Genomic DNA, 22,088 nt, shown 5'->3' with positions numbered 1-22,088 from the left:
GCCCGCATCCATCAAGATGCGGGCTTTTTTTTCGCTCATCACATCAGCCATCAATGGCTACCCTGCAATTTGCTCCATCGCCTGTAAGATGCGTTTATCCGAAATCGGATAAGGCGTTCCCAGCTGTTGCGCAAACTGGCTGATTCGTAGCTCTTCAATCATCCAGCGGATATGCTGCACGTCCGCGTCATCCTGACGCTGCGGCGGCAATTTATTCCACCATGCCTGCCTCGCTTGCTCGATGGCCTGAACTTTGAGCATTCGGGCGCGATCGCTATGAGGATCGACCGGCAGCTTCTCCAGCCGTCGCTCAATGCCGTGCAGATAACGCAGCGTATCTGCCAGATGCTGCCAGCCATTTTGGGTGACAAAACCCCGGTAAACCAGGCCGTTCATCTGCGCTTTGATATCCGCCAGTGCCAGCGCCAGCGTCATATCTACCCGCCCTTTCAGACGTTTGTTAATCGAAAATACCGCTGTCAGAATCTGCTCAACCTGCTTTGCGATCTCTACCACGGTATCATTGAGCTCGGCGCGCACTTTTTCCCTTAGCGCTTCGAACCGCGTTTGCTCCCATGCCGGGCCACCGGCTTCGGCGATTAACTTGTCAACACCGCAGGCAATGCAGTCATCAATCAGCTCCATGACCTTGCCGTAAGGGTTAAAATACAGCCCCAGCTTGGCTTTGTTCGGCAACTTTTCATGCAGATACTTCACCGGCGACGGAATATTCAGCAACAACAGGCGGCGCTGACCGCGCCACATCATTTTCTGCTGCTCGTGCTCGCTGTCGAATAAGCGGATGCCCACGCTGTCCTTCTCGTCAACCAGGGCTGGCCAGGCTTTAACCTCATAGCTGCCGCGCTTTTGCTGGTAACTGCGCGGTAAATCGCCAAAGCTCCAGAGGTGCAAACCGCTCTGCTCCAGGCCATCGTCCGCCACGTTAGAGAGCGTTTCCTGCACCTTTCCTTTTAACAGGCGTTTCAACGCAGCGAGATCTTTGCCTTCCTCAAGTTTGCGGTTGTGCTCATCGACCACCCGAAACGTCATTTTCAGATGATCGGGCACCTGTTCCCACTGCCAGTTGTCTCGCTCCAGCGTCACGCCGGTCATGCGGCGGAATTCCCGCGACAGCGCATCCAGCAGCGGCATCTCCATGGCGGTAACACGGCCCAGAAACGCCTCAGCATAGTTGGGTGCAGGCACCAGGTTGCGGCGCAGTGGCTTAGGTAACGATTTAATCAGGGCGATGATCAGCTCGCGCCGCACGCCGGGGATCTGCCATTCAAAACCCGCTTCCTCCACCTGGTTAAGGAGCGGTAAAGGTATATGGACCGTCACGCCATCGGCATCCGCACCGGGTTCAAACTGATAACTCAGCTTGAGTTTAAGGTTTCCCTGATGCCAGACGTTGGGATAGTCCAGCTGGCTGACGTTATCCGCCCCTTCTTTAATCAGCATCTGCTTATCAAAGTTCAGCAGTTCAGCATTGGTTTTGCTGGCCTGCTTCCACCACGTGTCAAAATGGCGGGCTGAAACGACGTCCTTGCCCACGCGCCGATCGTAGAAAGCAAACAGCGTTTCATCATCCACCAGAATATCGCGGCGACGGGATTTATGTTCCAGATCTTCGACTTCGCTGCGCAGTTTCTGATTAGCGCGGAAAAACGCATGACGCGTCTGCCAGTCGCCCTCAACCAGCGCATGGCGAATAAACAGCTCGCGGCTGAGCGTGGGATCGATGGTGCCGTAATTCACCTTACGTGCGGCCACAATCGGCAAACCGTACAGGGTAACCTTTTCGCTGGCCATCACCGCGCCCTGCGATTTCTCCCAGTGAGGTTCACTGTAGCTGCGTTTGATCAGGTGCTGCGCCAGCGGCTCAATCCACTCGGGGTCGATACGCGCCGCCATGCGGCCCCACAGCCGGCTGGTTTCCACCAGTTCAGCGACCATTGTCCATTTAGGCGGCTTTTTAAACAGCCCGGAGCCGGGAAAGATAGCAAAACGGGCATTGCGTGCGCCGGTAAACTCTTGTTTATCGGCATCTTTCTGACCGATATGTGACAGTAAGCCAGTCAGCAAGGCACAGTGAATCTCTCTGTACTCCGCTGGCTCGCTGTTAACGGGAATGCCCAGTTCGCGCACCACCTGGCGGAGCTGGGTATAGATATCCTGCCATTCGCGCACGCGCAGATAGTTTAAATAGTCTGTTTTACACTGACGGCGGAACAGGTTACCGGATAGCGCTTTCTGCTGTTCGCCCAGGTAGTTCCACAGGTTCACAAACGCCACAAAATCAGACTCTTTATCCGCAAAGCGCCGGTGTTTTTCATCCGAGGCCTGCTTTTTGTCGGCGGGACGTTCGCGCGGGTCCTGAATTGATAAGCCAGCAGCGATGATCATCACTTCCCGCACGCAGCCATACTGCTGTGCTGCCAGCACCATGCGCGCCAGGCGCGGATCGACGGGCAACTGCGCCAACTGGCGGCCGGAGCCGGTAAGTGAGTAATGTCCGTCATCATTGAGGGTTAATGCCCCCAGCTCCTCCAGGAGCCTGACGCCGTCCTGAATGTGACGTTTATCCGGTGCTTCCACAAACGGGAAGGCCGCAATATCGCCCAGCCCCAGCGCGGTCATCTGCAAGATAACCGAGGCCAGATTGGTGCGCAGGATTTCAGGATCGGTAAATGCCGGACGGCTCAGGAAATCGTCTTCGGCATAGAGCCGTATGCAGATCCCTTCCGACACGCGCCCGCAACGTCCTTTACGCTGATTCGCAGAGGCCTGCGAAATCGGCTCTATCGGCAGGCGCTGCACTTTCGTGCGATAGCTGTAGCGGCTGATACGCGCCGTGCCGGGATCGATAACGTATTTGATACCCGGTACGGTCAGCGACGTTTCGGCGACGTTGGTCGCCAGCACGATACGCCGCCCGCTGTGCGACTGAAATACCCGGTTCTGCTCGCTGTTAGACAGACGGGCATAGAGCGGCAACACGTCGGTATGGGGCAGATCGCGCTTCATCAGCGCGTCGGCGGTATCGCGAATTTCGCGCTCACCGCTCATAAAAATCAGGATGTCGCCCCGGCTTTCCCGCCCCAGCTCATCTACCGCATCGAAGATAGCCTGCAGTTGATCGCGGTCAACATCCTCCGCCTCTTCCACTACCGGACGGTAACGCACTTCTACCGGATAGGTGCGGCCCGACACCTCAATCACCGGCGCGTTGTTGAAATGGCGAGAGAAGCGCTGGGGATCGATGGTTGCTGACGTAATAATCACTTTCAGATCGGGACGACGCGGCAGTAACTCCCGCAGATAGCCCAGCAGGAAGTCGATATTCAGGCTGCGTTCATGCGCCTCATCAATGATGATGGTGTCATACTGCATCAGCATGCGGTCCTGCTGGATTTCCGCCAGCAGGATGCCGTCTGTCATGAGTTTAATCTGGGTCGTTTCGCTGACCTGATCGTTAAACCGCACCTTGTAACCGACACAGCCACCGAGCGACGTGTCCAGCTCGTCGGCGATGCGGTTGGCAACGGTTCGCGCCGCCAGCCGACGCGGCTGAGTGTGACCAATTAAACCGGTGATACCGCGTCCCAGCGACAGGCAAATTTTGGGCAACTGGGTGGTTTTGCCCGATCCGGTTTCGCCCGCGACGATAACCACCTGGTGTTCACGAATCGCCTCTGCGATGGCCTGCTGCTTCTGGCTGACCGGCAGATTTTCCGGAAACGTGATGCGCGGCGTCGCCGCAACACGCTGTGCAACGCGGCGCTCTGCAACAATGATATCCTGCTCAAGCTCGGCGGCGATGCTTTGCTGAGCGTCGGGATTTTTGATTTTTTTGGCGCCATGTAACCGACGCTGCAAGCGTTGACGGTCACGCAGCATTAACGCATCAAGCCGCGACCAGAGCGGCGTTAATGGGGATGAAACCGGAGAAGACATAGTAATGACGTACCTTACTCAGACGGTGTGGATTCAGCGTACAGTGCTAAGATAACCCGCTGATTAACGCTAATAATTGCGCCTAGCATAGCACATTCCCTCTTACGCCGTGATGGTCGGCAAAACCGGCTTGTTCAATTAATTCGAATATAGCTCTCGAAATATTGCGCTTTCACCCTAAGGCCGATGTTTGTAAAGTGTAAACCATTGAGCGGAAAGCCTTCCGCATAACAGACAGGAAACTACTATGAGCAAAGTACTCGTTCTGAAATCAAGCATTCTTGCGGGCTATTCTCAGTCAAGCCAGCTGGCAGACTTCTATATTGAGCAGGCACAGGCTAAGGGCGATCAGATCACCGTTCGCGATCTGGCTGCCAATCCGGTTCCGGTACTGGACGGTGAGTTAGTTGGCGCACTGCGCCCTTCTGATGCGCCACTGTCACCGCGTCAGCAGGAAGCGCTGGCACTGTCTGATGAACTGATTGCCGAGCTGCAGGCGCACGACGTTATCGTGATGGCGGCCCCAATGTACAACTTCAACATCCCGACTCAGCTGAAGAACTATTTCGACCTGATCGCGCGTGCTGGCGTGACCTTCCGTTATACCGAAGCGGGCCCGGAAGGCCTGGTAAAAGGTAAGCGTGCGGTGATTCTGTCGAGCCGTGGTGGTATTCACAAAGACAGCCCTTCTGACCTGCTGACTCCTTACGTCAAGCTGTTCCTGGGCTTTATCGGCATCACCGACGTTGAGTTCGTGTTGGCTGAAGGCATCGCTTACGGCCCGGAAGTGGCTACGAAAGCAACCAGCGAAGCCAAAGACGCGATTAAGCAGATTGTCACTGCGTGATAATGCTGTTTTAAGCCAGAACCGGGCATCAGCCCGGTTTTTTTATGCCTGCATCGCCCTGCCCGATCGGGCTATTTCTGCAACCACTGCCCGTTAATGCCCTGAACGTACTCTCCCGCTCCCGCCCGCGTGACCAGCTTTTGTCCCGCGATGCGGGCCACCTCATCGGTTTTCAGGTTGTTCTGCCCGGCAAGACGCTGGTACTCGGTGCGCCGTCCATCATTGATGCGTTTAACCAGTGCGAGGGTTTCGCTGTCGTCTGATCGAGGGGCAATATAACCGGACAGGGTTTCGCCGACCCGGCCCGACTGGCGGGCCTCATCAAGCGTCAGAGCCCAGGCCGGCTGGCTCACCGTCGTCGCCAGTAAAAGTGCAAGACCAATGCGTTTCATGCTGGCTCTCCTCAGAACAGGCCGCTCTGGTTTTTCAGTAAGGCTTCGACATCCTTGTCCACTTTGATGTGGATCTCATGCTCAATTTTCACATTCATATTAATGGTGATGGGGTCTTTTGGCGCGGCCACTTCGATACGTGGCACACAACCCATCAGCGGTAGCCAGGCTACCATCAGCAATAAGGCCCTGAGGCTCATGGTGATTGATCCTTTTTTGACGGCAGGGTGGCATTTTCCTCCACCCAGGATTGCAAATTATCGCCAAAGCGCAGGCTGCGCCACAGCTGGAACAGGTTTTCCTGATAACGAAAATTTAAATTGACGATCTGATTACGGTTACTGAAGCGGCTGGTGCCTTTTACCTGGGCTTCCATCGACAGTTCCCCGAGATTGTCCAGATTAAGCGTGGCCCATGACCGCGAAATCTCCATATAGCGCAGCCAGTCCATCGCCGCACCGGCCGCGACATTGTTGCGGGTAATGGCATCGGCCATATCTTTGTCCAGACGGAAAGTCAGCGGCCCGCTGTTGGCAATCCAGCCATTTTCAATAATCCAGTGGGGATTACTGATCCAAAGCGGTAACTCGCCATTCACGTTTCCTGACATGGCAAACTGTTTGGGTTTAATGGCGCTGACGAGCCTGCTCAGGCTGATGTTACGGAGCGAGACGCGCGCCGGGCTGTGCTGAGGCAGGCGCAGGGATGGCAGAATAATGTGTCCGCCCAGCAGATCCATACTGACATCCTGTAACCATAGCGGATCGTTTTCACGCCATGGATAAGCGCCCTGCAGGTCGGCCCGAATGTTCTGCATCGCAAACTGATTTTTAATCTCGGCGATACGTAACGAAACCGGCCCGCGTAACCCGAAATGCCACTGTTGATTTTGCAGTCGGAAGGGCAGCGAAAAATCCACCCCGTTGACCTGGCTGTCCTGCGTCCAGACGCTGCCGTTTTTCACCGTCCAGTGACCGCCAGCCTGAAAGCCCTGTCTGGCGGCGGCAGAAAAAGCCACCTGAGCGCGTAACTCACCTGACTGAATTTTCATTTTACGTTCAGGGCTGAGAAGCGGCTGAAATACCGTTAGCGACTGCGTTGGCCACCAGGCCTGTCCGCGTAAACGCTCGCCGTCCCATCGACCGTTAACACGTACCGGCCCCACCTTGCCCGCTTTCAGCTGTCCGCCCCAGACGAAATGCCCCGGATCGCTGCCCGTTGCGCCAAAGTCCAGCGTTGAGGCCGCCAGCCTGCCACCGTAGCTGAAGCGCGTTTCTCCTGCCTGCATCTGGAACTGGCCGGTAAATGACGGGTGGCGCGCATCACGCTGCCAGTTCACCGGCGCCGTCAGCGTTAAGCGCGGCTTCTCTACCCGAACGCTGCCGTATTCCAGCTGATTGAAACCTGTAGACAGGCTATCCAGATGAATCAGCGTATCGCGCCAGCCGCCCGTGCCTTTGACGTCCCACTTTGCCTGTAAAGGGCGCATTTCTCCCTCGCCCCAGTAACGCCAGTCCCAGACGCCTGAATCCGGCCAGAAGTGATGCGCGCCGCCATCCAGGTGCAGCGTAAAGCGGCCAAAGCTGGGATCGTGAGCGCGGAGAATGGCCTGCAGACGTCCTGAGATGCCTTGCGAAGATAAGCGCACGCCGGCCAGCGGCCAGCGCGCTTCATCGACTTCCAGCGTGGAGAGCAAACGCCCGCGCAGGCGCAAAAGTGCTTTGGGTTTTACCGTCAGTTGCGGATTCAGCAACGAGCCGTTCAACTCGCCGGGAATGCTGCCGTAAAGCTGCATCGCCGCGAATTTGCTTTCGCCCGTGAGCTGCAAAGGCAGCTGGCTTTGCGTAAGACTGAGGTAGCCCGGCCCCATCCCCAGCACTACGTTACCTTTACCGCCCCGGCCCTGCGTGAGCATATTGAGACGACCAACGATTTGGGTCGCCTCCAGCCCGTCCTGCCAGTTATTCAGCGTCAGATTGACGAAACCCGACAGCGGCTGCGAGGCCAGTGGCCAGTAATATTCACCTTTTTCGATATCAATACGGGTTCGGCTGGCCTGCCAGGGAAGATGGAGCAAAGGACGATCGATGCCCGCCGTGGTGACATTAAGCAGACCACGTTGATGCGACCAGCTGAGCGCAGCGTCCACGGGTTGCGGGAACGCCGTCAGCGCCAGCGTGCCGGTAATTTCCCCGTTCACCGGCAAGCCGTTGGCATATTTGGGCAGTTCGAAGTGGCCATTGAGGCTGAGCGGTTCAGGTAAAGCGGGATGCATCACCGTCAGTTGGCTGATATTGAGCTGCTGTCCTTGTAATGTGGCGTCGAGCTGCAGGTTATCACCGCGGTAGTGTAACTGCTGGCGCGATTTATCCAGCGTCAGATCCAACCCGCCAGCATAATCCTGCCACGGGGACACGGTCAGTTTACCAATATGAATGTCGGCGCCCGGCAACATTGCCTGCCACTGGGCCAGCGTTTTGGGCGCGGCCGTATCGTTTTGCGTTTCAGGAAGCTGTTTCAGACATTCAGTTTCCAGCGTGACCTGATCCGCATTGAGCGCCCAGCGCGCGTGATGCCAACCCAGCGCGGCGTTTTTGACACTCGCCAGACGACAGTCATCCGTCAGGTAATGGATGTTGGGAAACAGCACCTGCCCGTTCCGCCAGCGTGGCGCGCCCTCCAGCTCGACGCGCGTACCTGCAGGCAGCCAAATGCCCACCAGGCGCGGCAGCCACTGTGTGATCGTCAGTAGTAATCCCAGCAGCAATAAAATCAGTGCCAGAACAGCGGCGAGTCGTCGACGGAAAATCCGCGGCATGAAGACAAGCATCCTTTTTTTCTCACTATCCTGTGAATAATGATGGCACGTAACGTCCGGAAGGTGAAGGTTTCACCGCGAAAGGTAAACAGCGACCAGCAAAAAGCAACAGAAAACGTTATTCTTGTTACATTCCCTTTTCAGGAGCACAACGATGAAAATCGCCGTATACAGTACTAAACACTATGACCAGAAGTACCTTGAACAGGTCAACCAACAGTATGGTTTCGAACTGGTCTTTTTTGATTTTTTACTCAGCGAAAGCACGGCGAAGACGGCGGTAGACTGCGATGCGGTATGTATCTTTGTGAATGACGACGGCAGCCGCCCGGTGCTTGAAGAGCTGGCGCGGCTGGGCATCCGCTACATTGCGCTGCGCTGTGCGGGATTTAACAATGTCGATCTCGACGCGGCAGCCGAGCTGGGGCTACTGGTCGTCCGCGTGCCTGCCTACTCCCCGGAGGCCGTTGCCGAGCATGCTGTGGGGCTGATGATGACGCTAAACCGCCGGATTCATCGCGCTTATCAGCGCACCCGCGATGCCAATTTTTCGCTGGACGGCCTGACCGGTTTTAACATGCATAATAAAACGGCCGGAATCATTGGCACCGGCAAAATCGGCATCGCCACGCTGCGCATATTAAAAGGGTTCGGAATGCGTTTACTGGCTTTTGATCCTTATCCCAGCGAGCAGGCGTTATCGCTCGGCGCGGAATATGTCGATCTGAAAACCCTGTTTGCCGAGTCGCACGTCATCAGCCTGCATTGCCCACTGACGGCGGAGAACCACCATTTACTTAACGCACAGGCTTTTTCGCAGATGCGGGACGGCGTCATGATCATAAATACCAGTCGGGGCGGATTAATTGATTCTCAGGCTGCGATTGATGCGCTGAAGCAGCAAAAAATTGGCTCGCTGGGCATGGACGTTTATGAAAACGAGCGGGATCTGTTCTTTGAAGACAAATCTAATGATGTGATTCAGGATGATGTATTCCGCCGCCTGTCAGCCTGTCATAACGTGCTGTTTACCGGTCATCAGGCGTTTCTCACCGCCGAAGCCCTGACGGCGATTTCAGATACCACGCTGGAAAACCTCAGCCAGCTAAATCGCGGCGAAGCCTGTCAGAATCAGGTTACCGCCTGACGTATCCGGCCGGTGTTATCCGGCCTGAACCCGTTAGCGTGCGCAGTTACCGCCGATCAGCGCTTGTTCGCTGCAGCGGCGGCCGTTAACTAACTGGCACATCCCGATGCGTGATCCGTCCAGCTGACTTGAGAACGCCAGTGTCCCCCCTGCATTGGCACAATTTGCCTCTGCCACAGACGACATCACCACGTGTGGCTGAACATGGGCGGCAGTAGCTTGTTGTGGTGGCTCGTTGTCATCGCTGTTACTGCTACAGGCAGACAGTATCAACGCGGCACCAGCCAGCAGAAAAGTAGCGGCTTTCATCAATCAGACTCCGGGAAGGTGAGTTAAAGGCTTAGCAAGAATATGTCAGCCCTGACGCGGGGTCGATAGAAGAAACAGCTTTTTACAAAAAACCTCACAGCTAATTGCAAGCAGAATTATCCTGTTATCACACTGTCACGTAATTGCACTTATCTGAACATGATGATGACCGGAGAAAAACAATGTTAATGGATATGCTAATTCGTATCGCGCTGGCCGGCATTTTAGGCGGGCTGATTGGCCTGGAACGCCAGATGCGTGCCAAAGAAGCCGGGTTACGTACCCATATCCTGGTCGGTATCGGCAGCGCCATGTTTATGCTGGTTTCGAAATACGGTTTTGCCGACATGCTGATGAAAGATCATGTGGCGCTCGATCCCAGCCGCGTTGCGGCGCAGGTGGTAAGCGGCATGGGCTTTCTGGGTGCCGGCACCATCCTGATTCAAAAGCAGGTGGTAAAAGGCCTGACCACGGCGGCGGGACTCTGGGTTACCGCCGCTATCGGGCTGGTGATCGGGAGCGGTATGTATGAGATTGGCATTTACGGCACGGTGCTGGCACTGGTGGTGCTGGAGGTATTCCGCCGCCTGAGCCATTTATTAATTGGTAAACACCATACGCTGATTGTTTACCTTAAAGCCAAGAGCGTGCCGCTGGTGTTACTGGTGATGCAACGTGAAGGCATCCGCTACGGCAATATTTCGGTGATTAACCGGGACGAAGAAAGCGGTCTTTGTGAATTAAGCGTGCAGGTTACCTTATCGCGCAAATCCAGCGATGCGCACCTGTATGACAAAATCATGGAAGTTAAAGGCGTGCAGTCGCTGGAAATGATGTGATCAGGGACGAGTAAATGGGACGACAGGGAGATATAGATGCCCTGCCGGGCTAACGATGAACCGCGCCAGCACCAAAAATGACAGTGGCCTGACAGACCTCTGGATGGTGGCCTGACCTTTGCAGGCAGAATAACCAGATCATCCTGTTTATCGCTATCGCCAGACCGGGCTAACGGACCTGTCGTGGCGGTATCCTTAGCTTTGAACTTTCTGCTGCACGCAGAAATTGATATTGGAAATTGAACGCGTAATCCGTACCATACGCGGCATACTTTTGTCCGCTGGCTTTTACTGCCGGTGGCAAGCCGTCATAGAGAGCCAATCAAAGGGGCGCGGCAGTGCGTAAAAGGCTTGTGCGTGCGCATTGGCCCACAGGGCCAGGGCCGGGTTAAGCCGCACACTGACTCTGTGAACGTCCCTTTTGATGACTGAGAAACCGCGTAATGCAACAAAATCAAGAAACGAGCAAGAAAGAGCAGTACAACCTCAACGTATATTATAACCTTTACTAAATTATTAATTGTTTTGTTTTTTTATTAAATTTCAACCCCTTGAAGCCAATAGCGACATACTCTAATCACCGCCAACCACCTCAATTAATGCCCTTTTTTTGCCCTTTTTACTTTTTTTTGCCCTTTTTTTGCCCCTTTTGTTCACCTTTTAGCTGGGGAGTATTTTGATTTTTTTTGTTCTTTAATGTAAAGAAAACCTTAACATTAGTGTAATTTTTCGGGTATGATATTCCATAATAATGCTAAAAATAACGGATTATTTTATGAACTTTGACACACTGTATAGCTCAGCGTTCCTCTTATCTTGTTCTTCACCGTTCATCTACATTGTTTATATGTCAGTCGTTGCACTTTATTCCAGAAAGTTAGAGAAAAGAGGCGTAAAAGGTCTTTATCATAAATGTTCAAAAAGAAATGGCAGAAAAATTCATAGCAAAGGCTATTTCTTTTCGCGCACTGAAGGCATTATTTTTTGTTCAAGCACTCAAAAGTCACAAAATTTAGGCGAGGATGCAATCTGTCTAAGAAAGTTCGAACGCTGGTTAAAGTTTCATTCAAATTATCGCAAAGCAAAAGAAAATCGAAACGAAAGATCCAAAGATTTATTTGAAAATAAAAAGAAACGCAAGTTAACAGCTTTATTCAAAAATTATAATGTCATGCCAATTGTATTCATTGGTGACTCATTAAAGCTTTTCAAACCTGTACTTTCTACTGATATGTTTTTCCTTTTTAAATTTTGGCATTCATTTAAAATGTTTACATGTCAATGGACCACTATTAAACAAGGCAATATCAAAATTGTTAATTCGCGAATATTTGACGGGGCATTATTTATAAGGAAAGCCAATATAGTAGAAAAGACAGGTTGCGCTTTGGTGGTTGCTAAAGCTTTAAAATATGGAATGGTAGTATTAAACCTTTTCTTTTTTATCATTGCCTTCTCCATTCCATTTTGCATTTTATTTAATGTGAGCAATGATGTTTTTTTTGATGCAATTATGATTGCAGCGTCTACTTTGATAATTACAATCATTGTCTGGAGGGTGATTTCTAAGAAAGTACATAAGTGTGCCGAAAGTAAATAAAAATTATTATAATTAACATATTTTCAAGGAATGATGAGATTAGTTGTGGTAAACAATTATTTTACTAAGGGTAAGTCAGTGAATCTTGTTGTATAAGCTGGCGATAACATATCGCGCTTCATCGTCCACGATTTTTCGATTCCCTGCCCCGCAAAAAACAGGTTGGCTTTGCCGCTCTGATTCAGGCCGTCAACGACGCGCATTAGGGCCTCACTGTTAGCCTGTGGCCGGTACTCATCAAACAGGTTGAGCTGAGACACTCCCTGGCTGAAAAAATCGCCCAGCATTACGCCTGCTTTCATATAGCGGTGACCGTCGAGCCATATCTGATCCAGTGCGTCCATAGCTACCCGGATAATGTCGCGGGTATCGTTAGAAGGTGTGAGCAATTTTCCGTTGGCCTGATTGCCGTAAAACACTTCTCCCTCTGCATGAGGGCTGGTACGGACAAATACAGCGATCTGTTTGCAGTACTGCCTTTCCTTCCTCAGCTTTTCTGCAGCGCGTTCTGCAAAAGAACATACGGCCTGGCGCATATCCATGTATTCGGTGATGCGTGAGCCAAACGAACGTGAACACACGATCTGCTGCTTGGTAGGCGCAAATTCTTCCAGTTCCAGGCATGGTTCGCCACGTAGCTCTCTGACGGTTCGCTCAACCCGTTACAGCGTTGAAGAAACGCGTCGTTAAGATAGAGATTTGGATCACGCCATACGTGTTCTTTCAGCCCTGTCCGGTACGCTAACCCGGTACCGGTAATGCGCAGATTGACCAGCCACATGTTCGAAAACTTCATCGGAGAGGGCGCGGTGCCGTCCCTTATTCGCTGTGCTAATTCAAGCTCGGTTAAATTCACGTTTTCCTTTCTCCGTTAAAAACTCGGCAGGTAATTTCTGCGGGGCATAAATCGGAAACACCTGACAACTGCAAAATGGCTCTTCGCCGGCAGCGGTAATTTCGTCGTAATAACCGTATTCGGGCTTAATCAATCCCTGCTGTACCGCCCAGGAGTCGCGGATCAGATAAATTAGCGTGTCGCGGTGCTTATGATCGACGCGATAGTCGTAACCAGGCCGCCGCCAGTTTGAATGCCAGCGAAACGCGATAGCGCCACCCTGAACGGAAAGCAGGTATTTCACGTTGCTCGCAAGTTTATGCCCCTGATCGATTGCCACCCGGCGACTGATGAAATCCAGGTCGGTGACAGATTTCCGAATAGCCGATTTCTGCGCGTTTTTATCAATCTCGCTCACACCGTCCGGAGGGATAGACGTCACCCACCCCTGAAAACGCTGCACAGTGCGTTCAATAGCCTGCTCACGGTTCAGTTTGATAAGGTTGGCGCTGGCAAAGATTCGCCGATCAAGCTCCTTACGGAGTTCTGGCTTAATCTTGTCGAGGGTGATTTGTTTGGGCCCGTCCGGAGGCTGGTCCCGTAAAGCGCCACCGTGAACGACGAGGCGGCTGTAAATTGATGTGAGATGCTTGCGCGTTACATCATCGCTGGGTGATTCCCGGCTGGCTGCCACCCGAAGTTTCTGGCACCAGGAAAGCAACGATTTCTGCCTATCCCACCCGTTATCAACGTAATAATTAATCGCATCGGTCAGCATTTCGTAGAGGGTTTTAGGTTTCCTCTTCGGTTTCGTGCGGCTGGTTCGTTTGTCCGCCATTATTCGGATCCTGCGGTGGTGGTGGCTGGTATTTCGAAAGGGCTTCTTTGTCGATAATCATCGGTGAGTCGCCGTAGGTTTCGGTGGCGTTGGTCACGCTGGCCAACCATTCAGCCGCCATCGCCCTGTTTTCAGGATCAAGCTGTGGTGCCATTATTGAGAACAGAACACCGGCTTGCTGCACAACCTTGCTGTCGCTCTCACGGCGCTTATCAGGCGACTCTTCCACCAGCTCCTGCCAGCCCGCATCAAACTCACGCTCCCACATTCTGAAAGTGGTCTGATAATCCTCGGTGATAATGTCCGGATAATCGTTCTTCAGCGAGGTATAGAAATCCTCATTCCAGGCGATGTAACGCACCAGGCGCTCGAAGTAATCCATCACCGGCTCGATAAGCTGACGCACCCCATCGACATACTGGCTGATGGCTTTGGAATCCTCTTTGCCTTCGCCGAATCCATTGGAAAAGGCTTCTTCTTTGATGAGGATGGCGGGAACATCACTACCAGCAGAAATGTCGCTGATAATATTGTCACGGGCTGTAGATAGCGCTTTATCTATGTTCTGAAGGTTCAACGATTCGATATCGTCTTTCGTGCCAATACTGAGCACCCCTTCATTTTCCGAAATTTTGACGTTTTCCCTTTTCTTACCTGTGGCCGCCGCCATGATGCCGCTGGCTACCGAGCCGTTCTGTTCGGTTTTGGCAACGAGAACGCCTGCCTTTTTAGCCACGAGATTGTTTGCCACCATCGTCCCGATATACGACTTCATCGGATACAGAACACGCTGAAACACGCTGCGGCCAGTAAAGCCGAACGTTGAGTTCTGATATTCGAGGTAAATCGGTGTGCCGTTGAATATTTTCCGCGTGCGCGATGGATGCCAGTTTTTTGACGCTATTTTCAGCGTTGCATTCGCCTGCTGAAAGAACCGGCTATTCGGGTTTTGGTTCGTGACCATGCTGCCGGCAGCATTAAGCGGATCCCAGACGTTGATGTAAACGTCTTCTTCTCTCAGCCCAAAAGTCGGCAGCGGGTCTTTGCACGTCACGCCATCCGTCCCCACACCGATCGCGGCAGCACCATAACAACGGGATACGTAAAAAAGATTCTTTATCTTCTCATTGAGGCCCATACGCTCCCACACTTCGCGAAACTGGCGAACAACACGTTCATCCGGGTCAGTCTCGACGTTATAGGAGCGCGGTTTGCACATCGCCATGTTGATCGGCTTTTCCACCAGCTTCCCGCCGAGGGGATGGAACTGCCAGAGCAGCTTGCAGGTGTTGTAGCCAACATCGGTACCCGGCTTGATAGCCTCGCTATCGAGTATCTGCATTAGCTCAGAGCTAAGGTTGGTATTGATCTGAATTTCTGCCATTACAGAAGTCCCTGTTTACAGTGCCTCGTAGTTTCCGAACGCGATGATCAGGCCGTACGTGTAGCAGTCGAAAAGGTCATCAGCGCGTTTATGCGCTTTCGGGTCGGCCAGGTGGAAACCTGCAATCTGGCGCCAGAGGTGGTTAGCGGTCTTTTTCTTGAACTCGACCGTTTTATCGAAAGCGGGTTTGGCGATTTTTGCTTTTTCCTGCCAGTGATGACCGGACGCTAAAACAGCCCTTTCGTCTTTCCCCTTAGAGGTCAAAACCGATTTGATGGGCTTCATATCCCATTCTTCAGTTTCGGCTTTCTGGTTGAGGATGGCACCCATCGCGGCGTCTTCCATAAAAACGCCCTGGCTTCCATGACGAGGCCGGCAAATCTTCGCCAGCCGTTCGAGGTTGTCGTAGACGCTCGGCATGTATTCCGGGAGCAATGACGCTTTAATCTGCGTCACATCCCAGTCAATGATGGTTAGCCGCGGCTTTGAGTAGGTTTCTTCATATGCGAAATAAACGAACCCGGTGCCGTCGTTTTCGGTACCACCTTTCAGCGCGGTATCCGCTACTGCGAAAATCATGTCGCAGGTGGTAGGCATCTCAACGGGCAGACCATCCACCAGCAGCTTATTCACGTCCAGCAACGCTTCTTTCGACCAGTCGATAAATATGGCCAGAAACTCTTGCTGCCATACACGGGGGTCTGTAGTTCGCTCTATTTCCGCCAGCTCATCTGCTGGAAGGTGAGGGTTTGATGAAGACGGTGCATGGTGCTCATGGAAGCCGTGAGCCGGGTCATTACAGATGGCGTAGAAAAAGTTCTGATCGTTAATACCATCAGGAGTGGAAAACACCCACGCACGGCCGCGATAATCCACCAGCGTTGGTTTGATAGCGCGGGGCCAGATTTCTTCCAGCATTTCCGGCGATTTGGTAAATGCGGCTTCATCGATCAGCACACAGTGATATTTACGGCCACGCCCAGCCAGTTTGTTATCATCAGTAACCCAAAAGTCTATCTTGCCGCCATTTTTAAGCAGGATTCGCTTTTCGCTTCTCGACTGCGTTTTAATGAGCGGCTTTAGGTACTCAACCAGTTCGTCAAAAATCTCCTGGTATTGCCGATATTGCGCGGTAAAAATCCCTACACGCCCGGCTATCGACCTCTTTTTTCCTGGTATGACGAATTTGTTGGTGACATAGCTCACTGCTATATCAACCAGCATTACGGTTTTGCCCCAACGTCGACCACACCGTATGGCGTTGTATCGGTGCTCAGAACCTTCCGTCCAGACACGCAATTGCTCGGAATGTAATTCCGGTAAGAAAATTTCCGCCACGATACACCCTGATTATTCAGCGCCAGGCGGCTTCAGCGAATTGTGAATAATGATCTGATCGTTACCGTTTGCCCCATTACGGAGGTGTTCGATTTCGGCTTTGATTTTTTCATTGCTAAGACGTACGCGTTCGATTTCAAGTAATCGAAGCTCTCTGTCCTGCTCGCTGGAGGCCAGATTGTGGAAAGCTGCAAGGTTTTTTAATGCGGCGTCCTGGTCACGCGTCATGACCTCAATACCGAATTTTGTTTTCTTCACACTGGCTATCAATCGCCGCGCGGTCCCTATAACATCCCGCGTGTCAGCAAGAAATACATCTGCTAGGCCTTCACCACCACAACGAGGACAATCGGGGTTGGGATCATCGTTAGCCACAAAGCCCAGACCACCATATTCAGGTGCAGGCTTACCATCTTTAGCGGCTTTTTCTGCTGCCTTGTCGTATTCAGCTATGTCACCCCACTGATAAAGGAAGTTCTCCCCCCAGCAGTAACGACAACAAGTCCGGCGTAACTGAGAAATCTCATTAGGATCAGCGGTGGCTATTTCATGCCAGTGCCTGAGAATATCCCGACCCGTTAAAATCGCCTGTTCGCTCATCATCTCAATACCAAGATTTATAGCCCTTGCTATTGCCGGCTTTCGATAAAGTAACCTCGCATGACGATCGCTACCTGAATATCCCGCCTTTAGATATGCGTCGTATTTGTCGCGGCTTTGCAAATAGGAAGAAACAAATATGGATTCTTTGTCGGATAAACCTGCGCAAAAAGCGGATCTCTTCGGATCTTCAGCTGCGCAGGTTGAATCAAAGCCTTTCCACATAGAGAGCCTTTGCTGGGCGGGCTCAGTGCGGTTATGCGCAGTTTTTTTTTGCGCATTTTTTTTGGCTACGTTTTTTTTTATGTAACGACGGGCACTGTCATAGTTAAGGCCGTGCTGCTCACACCATTCTCTAGGGGAGATGCCCGTGCTGGCGAAAGCTGCGGCAAACTGAGATTGCAGTAATTTCCAGTCCGGTTTGCGCATTGATCACTGTCCTTACTGGGCGAAAGTTTCTTTGATTCGCCGTAAATTCAACCAAATCAAAAATAAATAACCATCTAAATCAGAAGCTTAATATAAAAAAGAAGTTTTATTTACTTTTCACTCGGTTTCCAAAATCGAAATTGTAAAGAGCTACTCCTTAGCAAATCCGTTAAGGGCCTTGTTAGGAGTATCTATGTCTTTAACGAAAATCTGTTTCATTCTTTTGGTGGCCAGCTTGATGACTCTGATTGTCATACCTGAAACTAAGCTAGAGCTAATCATCGGGATTTTGGACAGGCTCATTAAACTGATGAAGTTACTGAAAGGTAAGTAGCTTTACTAGGCGGGAAAATCTTTCCCGCCCTTTATACACTTCACTCAGTTATCGCAATCCTTTTCTCGCCGAAGTAACTCATGCCACGCTCGCGCGTCTCCTGCTTTCGCTTTCCGGTACAGAGCATCCCTTATCCCCGCCTCGCCCTTTGCCCTGCCAATCCTTACTGCCTCACGAAACCGCCCAATTTTCTGAGGGTCTCCCTTTAATTCTGTAAGGTCCAGATTCAGGACGTCAGCTATCTGCTGTTCCGTCAGGCGACGGGCGGCCAGCGCCTCGATTTTCACTATTGGTAAAGTCTGCATATTTTCCCCGCATCCCCTCGAACAGGGGCGGTGACTCCGCTATCTTCCAGAGCAAGGAGGAAAACGCCATGAAAAATAAAATCGACGTTCTCAGGGAACTGGCCAGTAAAAACGAGTGGGAAGCGGCTATCAAACTTGCCGGAAGTTTTCCCCGCCTAGGTAATGAAGCACGAACCATCACACGGGCCAAAGAAGCCGTGCTGCGTCCAGCGTTTCAAATACAGATGGGAAGAGAACCGGCATTATTGATTGCTGCTAGTGTTGACGCTTTAAAAGCGAAATATCGTCTTTAATCTGACTCGTCAGGAAAAATATCGGTGACATCGACTTCACCACAGGCTTCTACCGCTTTTCGGGGATCGCCTTTAACAAACACCAGTACATTTTGGTGGGTCTTGCCAAGTTTGCGACTCGCTGAAAACATCTTTCCAGCCCGAACAGGCAGACTACCCGCTTGAGTTACAAGGATCGCCTCGTTGTAATAGGCCGCACCTGCGTCACAAAAAGCCGATACCGTATCACTGACGAAATTGCGGTAGATGCCTTTCGCATCGCGTACTTCCCCCACCACAAAACATGCGAACCGGTCATTTTTGAGCAGGGATAACGTATTTTTGATGATTTGCCGGTAGGCGCTGACAAACTCAGGGTAATCCAGCGTTGAAATATCAGCGGGGTCGTCAGAATAAACCTCAAGATCAGCATACGGCGGGCAGCTAAACAGAAAATCAGCCTGCACCCCTTTGAAGTGCTGATGTATGTCACGACTGTCACCGCAATGCCAGTGAGGAGCAACGCTACCATCAGTATCAATCTGCCCCCACTGCTGACGATTTACTTCAACCTGTTCGCTTCTAAGGTCGCAGCCAAGATACTGTCGCCCCAGTTTGGCTGCAACAACACCCCGCACAGATCCACCCGCAAAAGGGTCGATCACCACCCCGCTATCAGGAGAAAACCAGCGATAAGCCAGTTCACAAATTACCGGGTCGAAAATACTCGTTGTTGGCAACGTTTGCAGATGAGGGTGAGCCTGAAAAAACTCATCCCAGCTTACCGTTCTGCCGGTCTTTGCCTCATAAGTATTTTTCTTATCGTAAACCGCACCGCTTTGTGAAGATTTATTGAAAAGTAGTTCGCTAGCACGCCCCGATTCTGACTGTATTCCAAGAGAGATCCAGCTTCGCTTACGCTCCTGCCACCAGCCCTCGCGGGCATTGAGCACCGAAAACGGTGGTACAAGAAATTTTTCGGTCAGATTTCCCGCCTTCGATTCGCCAGATATCAAATTGTCATCAACGTTGAAAAGTCCGTCAATCTCCAACTGACAGAACCCTGTGAGATCAATATCAAAGCCACTGTCCAGCAAGTCGCTTAACTCTAGCCTTAGCAATTCATCATCCCACCCGGCGTTTAACGGTAATTTGTTGTCAGCCAGGCGATAGGCTTTTTTCTGCTGTTCACTCAGCCCGACCAGGGTGATGGTTGGCACTTCATCAAAAAAAAGCTGCTCGGCTGCCAGCAACCTTCCATGACCAGCGATCACTTCTTCATTCTCGTCAATCAGTACCGGATTCGTCCAGCCGTACTCATTAATACTGGCAGCAATCTGGCTCACCTGTTCATCGGAGTGTATCCGGGCATTTCTGGCATAGGCAATAAGTGAGTTGAGCGATTTATAAACAATCGCAAGGGTTGATTGATTTTTTGCTTTGGCCATGTGGGTTGATCCAATATTATGGCCCGGCTTGTACAAGCAGGTGGGCCTCGGTTGTACTCATGACCTGTGCTATGGGTATGATGGCTGCCGGTAGTTGGCGCTAACGGCAGTCGCCCATTCTTTGATGCAATGAAAATAGATTTTGCGAAAAGAAATTTTTTATTAAAATTTGAAATTAAATATTTAGTTAAAATAAACATCACGCTTAAGCAGCTAAATGAATTTCTTTATTTCATTAGCTAAGTTCTCTCGAAAAACTCTCGCTTTATCGATAACAAGACTATTTGTTTGGTGGATAGATATTGCCGCTTTATTTTTATCAGTTTGATTTGTCAAATAACAAGCATAAGTTACAGTTGCCTTGACTTGCGTGTCAGAGATTTCATTAAAATCTTTTTCCAGCATTGGAAAGTAGATAGCTACCAGAGTGTTAGCTCTTGTATAAACTTCATTGATTACCTTTGATTCATCTTTTTCCGAATGATGAACTTCACCTTCAGTTATAGAAAATATGAAGTTAGTATTTGACTCATAGCAGGACTTCAACCATTTATCTAAGGCAGTAAATAACTCTTCTCCTTTTTGAATCATGAGTTCTTTTTTTATTTTTACAGCTTCGTGAGCGAACTGAAGTTCGGTCCGCTGCGTGTTCTGTTTGTTACTAATCCATGAACTAATGAAAGCAACTGTAGCAGCTAATACAGCAGACACTATCGCTGCACCAGCGGTGATCAGCGCTGTAGAATTTTTATCAAACCAATCCATCTCAAGCCTCCTAATGATAAGCCGAGATTATCGATTAAGTTCAATAGGTTTCACAATGCGTTCAGAAATTATTTTTCCATAAGTCCGTTCGCAGCTGATACCGGCTGCATAAGCCCTATCAGCTTCTTCCGCGAACTTTCCCGCCAAGCCGTCAGCTTCGTTAAGCAGCTCGGCAAGCACTCTTGTGGTCTCGGTTTTTGCCGCGCCTGCTGCTGCAACTGCGGAAATGCGGCCGGTTTCACTTCTTGCGAACTGCCTGCGAAGCGTTGAGAGTTGTTGCTGCAACCCATCACCAGCCCGCTGAGCAGCGTCAGCATCAGCCTGTACTTTTGCCAGTTCCTCATCTGCACGTTTCTTTTCCTCGTCTACCGCCTGTTGGCGCCGCCGTTCTTCAGTTCGCTCGGCAACCTCTCGATGCAAGGTTGCGGTTGAGTCAGCCAGATCTCGCTGTAGCCATCGTTGCTTCCAGGCAGAATCAGCCGATTCATATCCCGCGTTGAATACACTCCATAACAAAAAAGCCACCAGCAAAGTGATCGCCAGCGGCTTCCAATATTTTCTCAGCAACATTAACAGCGCGGTCATACAAGCACCGATTTCGCCTTGTCATAGCGCGCCTGCCGATCTATGAGGCCGTTACTGCCGCCGTTGATGATTTTCGTAACTGCTTTGATATCCCCGGAGTGCATAAGACAGCCTTTTGCGGTATAGAACCACGCCGCCGAACGGGCTGCATATTCATCTTGCTCCAAAAGCTGCGGAACCAGTAACAAATCGGTGCCCAGAGCAGCACCACAATCCTTGTAATTGTCGTGACCGGTAATCTGAATCAGGCCGCGACCGCGATACATCCAGCCGTGATCGGATGGAGGGCCTCCGTTACCCATACGGTCCGCGTAAACGAAGTTGGCTATGGCCCGCTGATTAGCAGGATGTTCAGACGTGCGCCCGTACTCCTGAGCGGTTTCGCGCGTGAAGCGCTTTCCGAAGGTTGAAAGCAATCCCTCCGGGCTGTAGTTCAGGTTTTCAGTGATCCGGGTAAACCCTGCGGACTCATGCCCCACCTGAGCGATAAACATCGCCTGATCATCGGCAGAAGTTATGCCAAAATCAGTCATCGCCGCATCAATTGGCTGAAACCAACGCGCAGCTAATTCGGCGCTGATATTAGCCGCCTTCTGAAACTGTAGTTTATTCATTCGCTTTTCTCTGTACTGATGCCAGTGCGTTTGGAAAACAACGACACGGCAATATCACGCAGTCGGTCAGCACCAATAAAACCAATCATGCCGCCTACGAATGCACCTGAATTTGCAGGAAGGCCCAAATATTCTAGAATTGCCGACACTGCTAAGGCTGCAATTCCGCAAACTAGCGCCCCAGTGGCTGTATAGATTTTGGGTTTTCCAGCCCTTATATCCATCAATGCAGAAATCCCTAAAGCCGTCAGCCCGGCATAAACCGACGGCAGGTATACAGCCAGCCATTTCATTGTTTGCTCAATTATTCCGTGTTTTTCCATAGTCACCTCCGGAACGGGGCGCCGTGAGAGAATAAAAAATCCCCGAATATTCAGGAGCGGTACGGGGAAAGATGTGGCACTGAATAGACCTGTCAGCGGCCTTAACACT

At 51.4% G+C, this 22,088-nt stretch carries 19 protein-coding genes and 3 pseudogenes; 5 read left to right on the top strand and 17 right to left on the bottom strand.

The genetic code is table 11. The annotated features are described in order from the left end of the window. Positions 1-57: 57 nt before the first annotated feature. Positions 58-3,957 (bottom strand): ATP-dependent RNA helicase HrpA, encoded by a 3,900-nt coding sequence (hrpA, locus tag GKC68_RS10740; protein WP_342656840.1) that lies wholly within the window; start codon positions 3,955-3,957, stop codon positions 58-60. Between the two features lie 247 nt (positions 3,958-4,204). Between hrpA and azoR the strand changes: the two genes are divergently transcribed. Next, on the top strand, positions 4,205-4,804 hold the full coding sequence (gene azoR, locus GKC68_RS10735) for an FMN-dependent NADH-azoreductase (RefSeq protein WP_028724232.1): 600 nt from the start codon (positions 4,205-4,207) through the stop codon (positions 4,802-4,804). Between the two features lie 71 nt (positions 4,805-4,875). Here azoR and GKC68_RS10730 read toward each other — a convergent pair whose 3' ends face one another. Genes GKC68_RS10730 through GKC68_RS10720 form a run of 3 tightly spaced genes read right to left on the bottom strand, consistent with a single transcriptional unit; the run spans position 4,876 to position 8,026 of the window. Continuing rightward, on the bottom strand, positions 4,876-5,196 hold the full coding sequence (locus GKC68_RS10730) for a YdbL family protein (RefSeq protein ID WP_028724231.1): 321 nt from the start codon (positions 5,194-5,196) through the stop codon (positions 4,876-4,878). 11 nt (positions 5,197-5,207) lie between these two features. Next, complete coding sequence (locus GKC68_RS10725) at positions 5,208-5,396, bottom strand: YnbE family lipoprotein (protein WP_014605768.1); 189 nt, start codon at positions 5,394-5,396, stop codon at positions 5,208-5,210. Further along, positions 5,393-8,026 (bottom strand): YdbH family protein, encoded by a 2,634-nt coding sequence (locus GKC68_RS10720; RefSeq protein WP_342656839.1) that lies wholly within the window; start codon positions 8,024-8,026, stop codon positions 5,393-5,395. Before GKC68_RS10720 ends, GKC68_RS10725 begins: the two co-directional genes overlap by 4 nt. 142 nt (positions 8,027-8,168) lie before the next feature. On the opposite strand from GKC68_RS10720, the gene GKC68_RS10715 reads away from it, so the two are divergent. Continuing rightward, entirely contained in the window at positions 8,169-9,161 is a 993-nt protein-coding gene (locus GKC68_RS10715; RefSeq protein ID WP_028724228.1) for a 2-hydroxyacid dehydrogenase, read from the top strand. Between the two features lie 33 nt (positions 9,162-9,194). On the opposite strand, the gene GKC68_RS10710 is transcribed toward GKC68_RS10715, so the two are convergent. Further along, the gene (locus GKC68_RS10710) at positions 9,195-9,470 is read right to left on the bottom strand and encodes a DUF333 domain-containing protein (RefSeq protein WP_028724227.1); all 276 of its coding nucleotides are present in this window, start codon (positions 9,468-9,470) and stop codon (positions 9,195-9,197) included. Positions 9,471-9,652: 182 nt separating this feature from the next. On the opposite strand from GKC68_RS10710, the gene GKC68_RS10705 reads away from it, so the two are divergent. Continuing rightward, entirely contained in the window at positions 9,653-10,309 is a 657-nt protein-coding gene (locus GKC68_RS10705) for an MgtC/SapB family protein (RefSeq protein ID WP_006119272.1), read from the top strand. A gap of 847 nt (positions 10,310-11,156) precedes the next feature. Continuing rightward, positions 11,157-11,909: a hypothetical protein gene (locus GKC68_RS10700; RefSeq protein WP_342656838.1), complete on the top strand. Its 753-nt coding sequence runs from the start codon at positions 11,157-11,159 to the stop codon at positions 11,907-11,909. 56 nt (positions 11,910-11,965) lie between these two features. Here GKC68_RS10700 and GKC68_RS10695 read toward each other — a convergent pair. The 6 genes and pseudogenes from GKC68_RS10695 to GKC68_RS10670 all read right to left on the bottom strand — a co-directional run. Then, positions 11,966-12,568 (bottom strand): annotated as a pseudogene (locus GKC68_RS10695) (DUF4113 domain-containing protein); the annotation flags it as partial. Beyond that, positions 12,565-12,765, bottom strand: a pseudogene (locus tag GKC68_RS10690) (NUDIX hydrolase); the annotation flags it as partial. The pseudogenes GKC68_RS10695 and GKC68_RS10690, both read right to left, overlap by 4 nt. After that, entirely contained in the window at positions 12,746-13,582 is an 837-nt protein-coding gene (locus GKC68_RS10685; RefSeq protein ID WP_342656837.1) for a hypothetical protein, read from the bottom strand. The pseudogene GKC68_RS10690 and the gene GKC68_RS10685, both read right to left, overlap by 20 nt. Continuing rightward, positions 13,536-14,966 (bottom strand): phage portal protein, encoded by a 1,431-nt coding sequence (locus tag GKC68_RS10680; protein WP_342656836.1) that lies wholly within the window; start codon positions 14,964-14,966, stop codon positions 13,536-13,538. The genes GKC68_RS10685 and GKC68_RS10680 overlap by 47 nt, the downstream gene beginning before the upstream one ends. A gap of 15 nt (positions 14,967-14,981) precedes the next feature. Beyond that, entirely contained in the window at positions 14,982-16,307 is a 1,326-nt protein-coding gene (locus tag GKC68_RS10675; protein ID WP_342656887.1) for a terminase family protein, read from the bottom strand. A 9-nt stretch (positions 16,308-16,316) separates the two neighbouring features. Further along, positions 16,317-17,333 (bottom strand): terminase small subunit, encoded by a 1,017-nt coding sequence (locus tag GKC68_RS10670; protein WP_342656835.1) that lies wholly within the window; start codon positions 17,331-17,333, stop codon positions 16,317-16,319. Between the two features lie 707 nt (positions 17,334-18,040). Between GKC68_RS10670 and GKC68_RS10665 the strand changes: the two genes are divergently transcribed. Then, positions 18,041-18,265 (top strand): hypothetical protein, encoded by a 225-nt coding sequence (locus tag GKC68_RS10665; protein ID WP_342656834.1) that lies wholly within the window; start codon positions 18,041-18,043, stop codon positions 18,263-18,265. On the opposite strand, the gene GKC68_RS10660 is transcribed toward GKC68_RS10665, so the two are convergent. The 6 genes and pseudogenes from GKC68_RS10660 to GKC68_RS10635 form a co-directional block, all read right to left on the bottom strand. Beyond that, entirely contained in the window at positions 18,262-19,197 is a 936-nt protein-coding gene (locus GKC68_RS10660; RefSeq protein ID WP_342656886.1) for a DNA methyltransferase, read from the bottom strand. The two genes, GKC68_RS10665 and GKC68_RS10660, sit on opposite strands and share 4 nt — an antisense overlap. 81 nt (positions 19,198-19,278) lie before the next feature. After that, a pseudogene (locus GKC68_RS10655) lies at positions 19,279-19,692 on the bottom strand (ParB/Srx family N-terminal domain-containing protein); the annotation flags it as partial. A 213-nt stretch (positions 19,693-19,905) separates the two neighbouring features. Continuing rightward, positions 19,906-20,457 (bottom strand): hypothetical protein, encoded by a 552-nt coding sequence (locus GKC68_RS10650; protein ID WP_342656833.1) that lies wholly within the window; start codon positions 20,455-20,457, stop codon positions 19,906-19,908. A gap of 27 nt (positions 20,458-20,484) precedes the next feature. Further along, positions 20,485-21,042, bottom strand: a complete 558-nt coding sequence (locus GKC68_RS10645) for a DUF2514 domain-containing protein (protein WP_342656832.1) — start codon at positions 21,040-21,042, stop codon at positions 20,485-20,487. Beyond that, complete coding sequence (locus GKC68_RS10640) at positions 21,039-21,656, bottom strand: glycoside hydrolase family 19 protein (protein ID WP_342656831.1); 618 nt, start codon at positions 21,654-21,656, stop codon at positions 21,039-21,041. Before GKC68_RS10640 ends, GKC68_RS10645 begins: the two co-directional genes overlap by 4 nt. Continuing rightward, on the bottom strand, positions 21,653-21,979 hold the full coding sequence (locus GKC68_RS10635; RefSeq protein WP_342656830.1) for a phage holin, lambda family: 327 nt from the start codon (positions 21,977-21,979) through the stop codon (positions 21,653-21,655). The genes GKC68_RS10640 and GKC68_RS10635 overlap by 4 nt, the downstream gene beginning before the upstream one ends. Positions 21,980-22,088: the final 109 nt, after the last annotated feature.

This window comes from Pantoea sp. RSPAM1 (genome assembly GCF_038816185.1).
Taxonomy (GTDB): Bacteria; Pseudomonadota; Gammaproteobacteria; order Enterobacterales; family Enterobacteriaceae; genus Pantoea; species Pantoea ananatis.
This window is presented reverse-complemented; position numbering and strand designations above follow the sequence as displayed.

Excerpts from the sequence above, each read along its gene's own strand:
- GKC68_RS10640 (WP_342656831.1), bottom strand. The coding sequence starts at position 21,656 with ATGAATAAACTACAGTTTCAGAAGGCGGCTAATATCAGCGCCGAATTA.
- GKC68_RS10705 (WP_006119272.1), top strand. The coding sequence starts at position 9,653 with ATGTTAATGGATATGCTAATTCGTATCGCGCTGGCCGGCATTTTAGGC.
- azoR (WP_028724232.1), top strand. The coding sequence starts at position 4,205 with ATGAGCAAAGTACTCGTTCTGAAATCAAGCATTCTTGCGGGCTATTCT.
- GKC68_RS10670 (WP_342656835.1), bottom strand. The coding sequence starts at position 17,333 with ATGCGCAAACCGGACTGGAAATTACTGCAATCTCAGTTTGCCGCAGCT.
- GKC68_RS10635 (WP_342656830.1), bottom strand. The coding sequence starts at position 21,979 with ATGGAAAAACACGGAATAATTGAGCAAACAATGAAATGGCTGGCTGTA.
- GKC68_RS10650 (WP_342656833.1), bottom strand. The coding sequence starts at position 20,457 with ATGGATTGGTTTGATAAAAATTCTACAGCGCTGATCACCGCTGGTGCA.
- GKC68_RS10700 (WP_342656838.1), top strand. The coding sequence starts at position 11,157 with ATGTCAGTCGTTGCACTTTATTCCAGAAAGTTAGAGAAAAGAGGCGTA.
- GKC68_RS10665 (WP_342656834.1), top strand. The coding sequence starts at position 18,041 with ATGAAAAATAAAATCGACGTTCTCAGGGAACTGGCCAGTAAAAACGAG.
- GKC68_RS10720 (WP_342656839.1), bottom strand. The coding sequence starts at position 8,026 with ATGCTTGTCTTCATGCCGCGGATTTTCCGTCGACGACTCGCCGCTGTT.
- GKC68_RS10645 (WP_342656832.1), bottom strand. The coding sequence starts at position 21,042 with ATGACCGCGCTGTTAATGTTGCTGAGAAAATATTGGAAGCCGCTGGCG.
- hrpA (WP_342656840.1), bottom strand. The coding sequence starts at position 3,957 with ATGTCTTCTCCGGTTTCATCCCCATTAACGCCGCTCTGGTCGCGGCTT.
- GKC68_RS10710 (WP_028724227.1), bottom strand. The coding sequence starts at position 9,470 with ATGAAAGCCGCTACTTTTCTGCTGGCTGGTGCCGCGTTGATACTGTCT.
- GKC68_RS10685 (WP_342656837.1), bottom strand. The coding sequence starts at position 13,582 with ATGGCGGACAAACGAACCAGCCGCACGAAACCGAAGAGGAAACCTAAA.
- GKC68_RS10725 (WP_014605768.1), bottom strand. The coding sequence starts at position 5,396 with ATGAGCCTCAGGGCCTTATTGCTGATGGTAGCCTGGCTACCGCTGATG.
- GKC68_RS10715 (WP_028724228.1), top strand. The coding sequence starts at position 8,169 with ATGAAAATCGCCGTATACAGTACTAAACACTATGACCAGAAGTACCTT.
- GKC68_RS10680 (WP_342656836.1), bottom strand. The coding sequence starts at position 14,966 with ATGGCAGAAATTCAGATCAATACCAACCTTAGCTCTGAGCTAATGCAG.
- GKC68_RS10730 (WP_028724231.1), bottom strand. The coding sequence starts at position 5,196 with ATGAAACGCATTGGTCTTGCACTTTTACTGGCGACGACGGTGAGCCAG.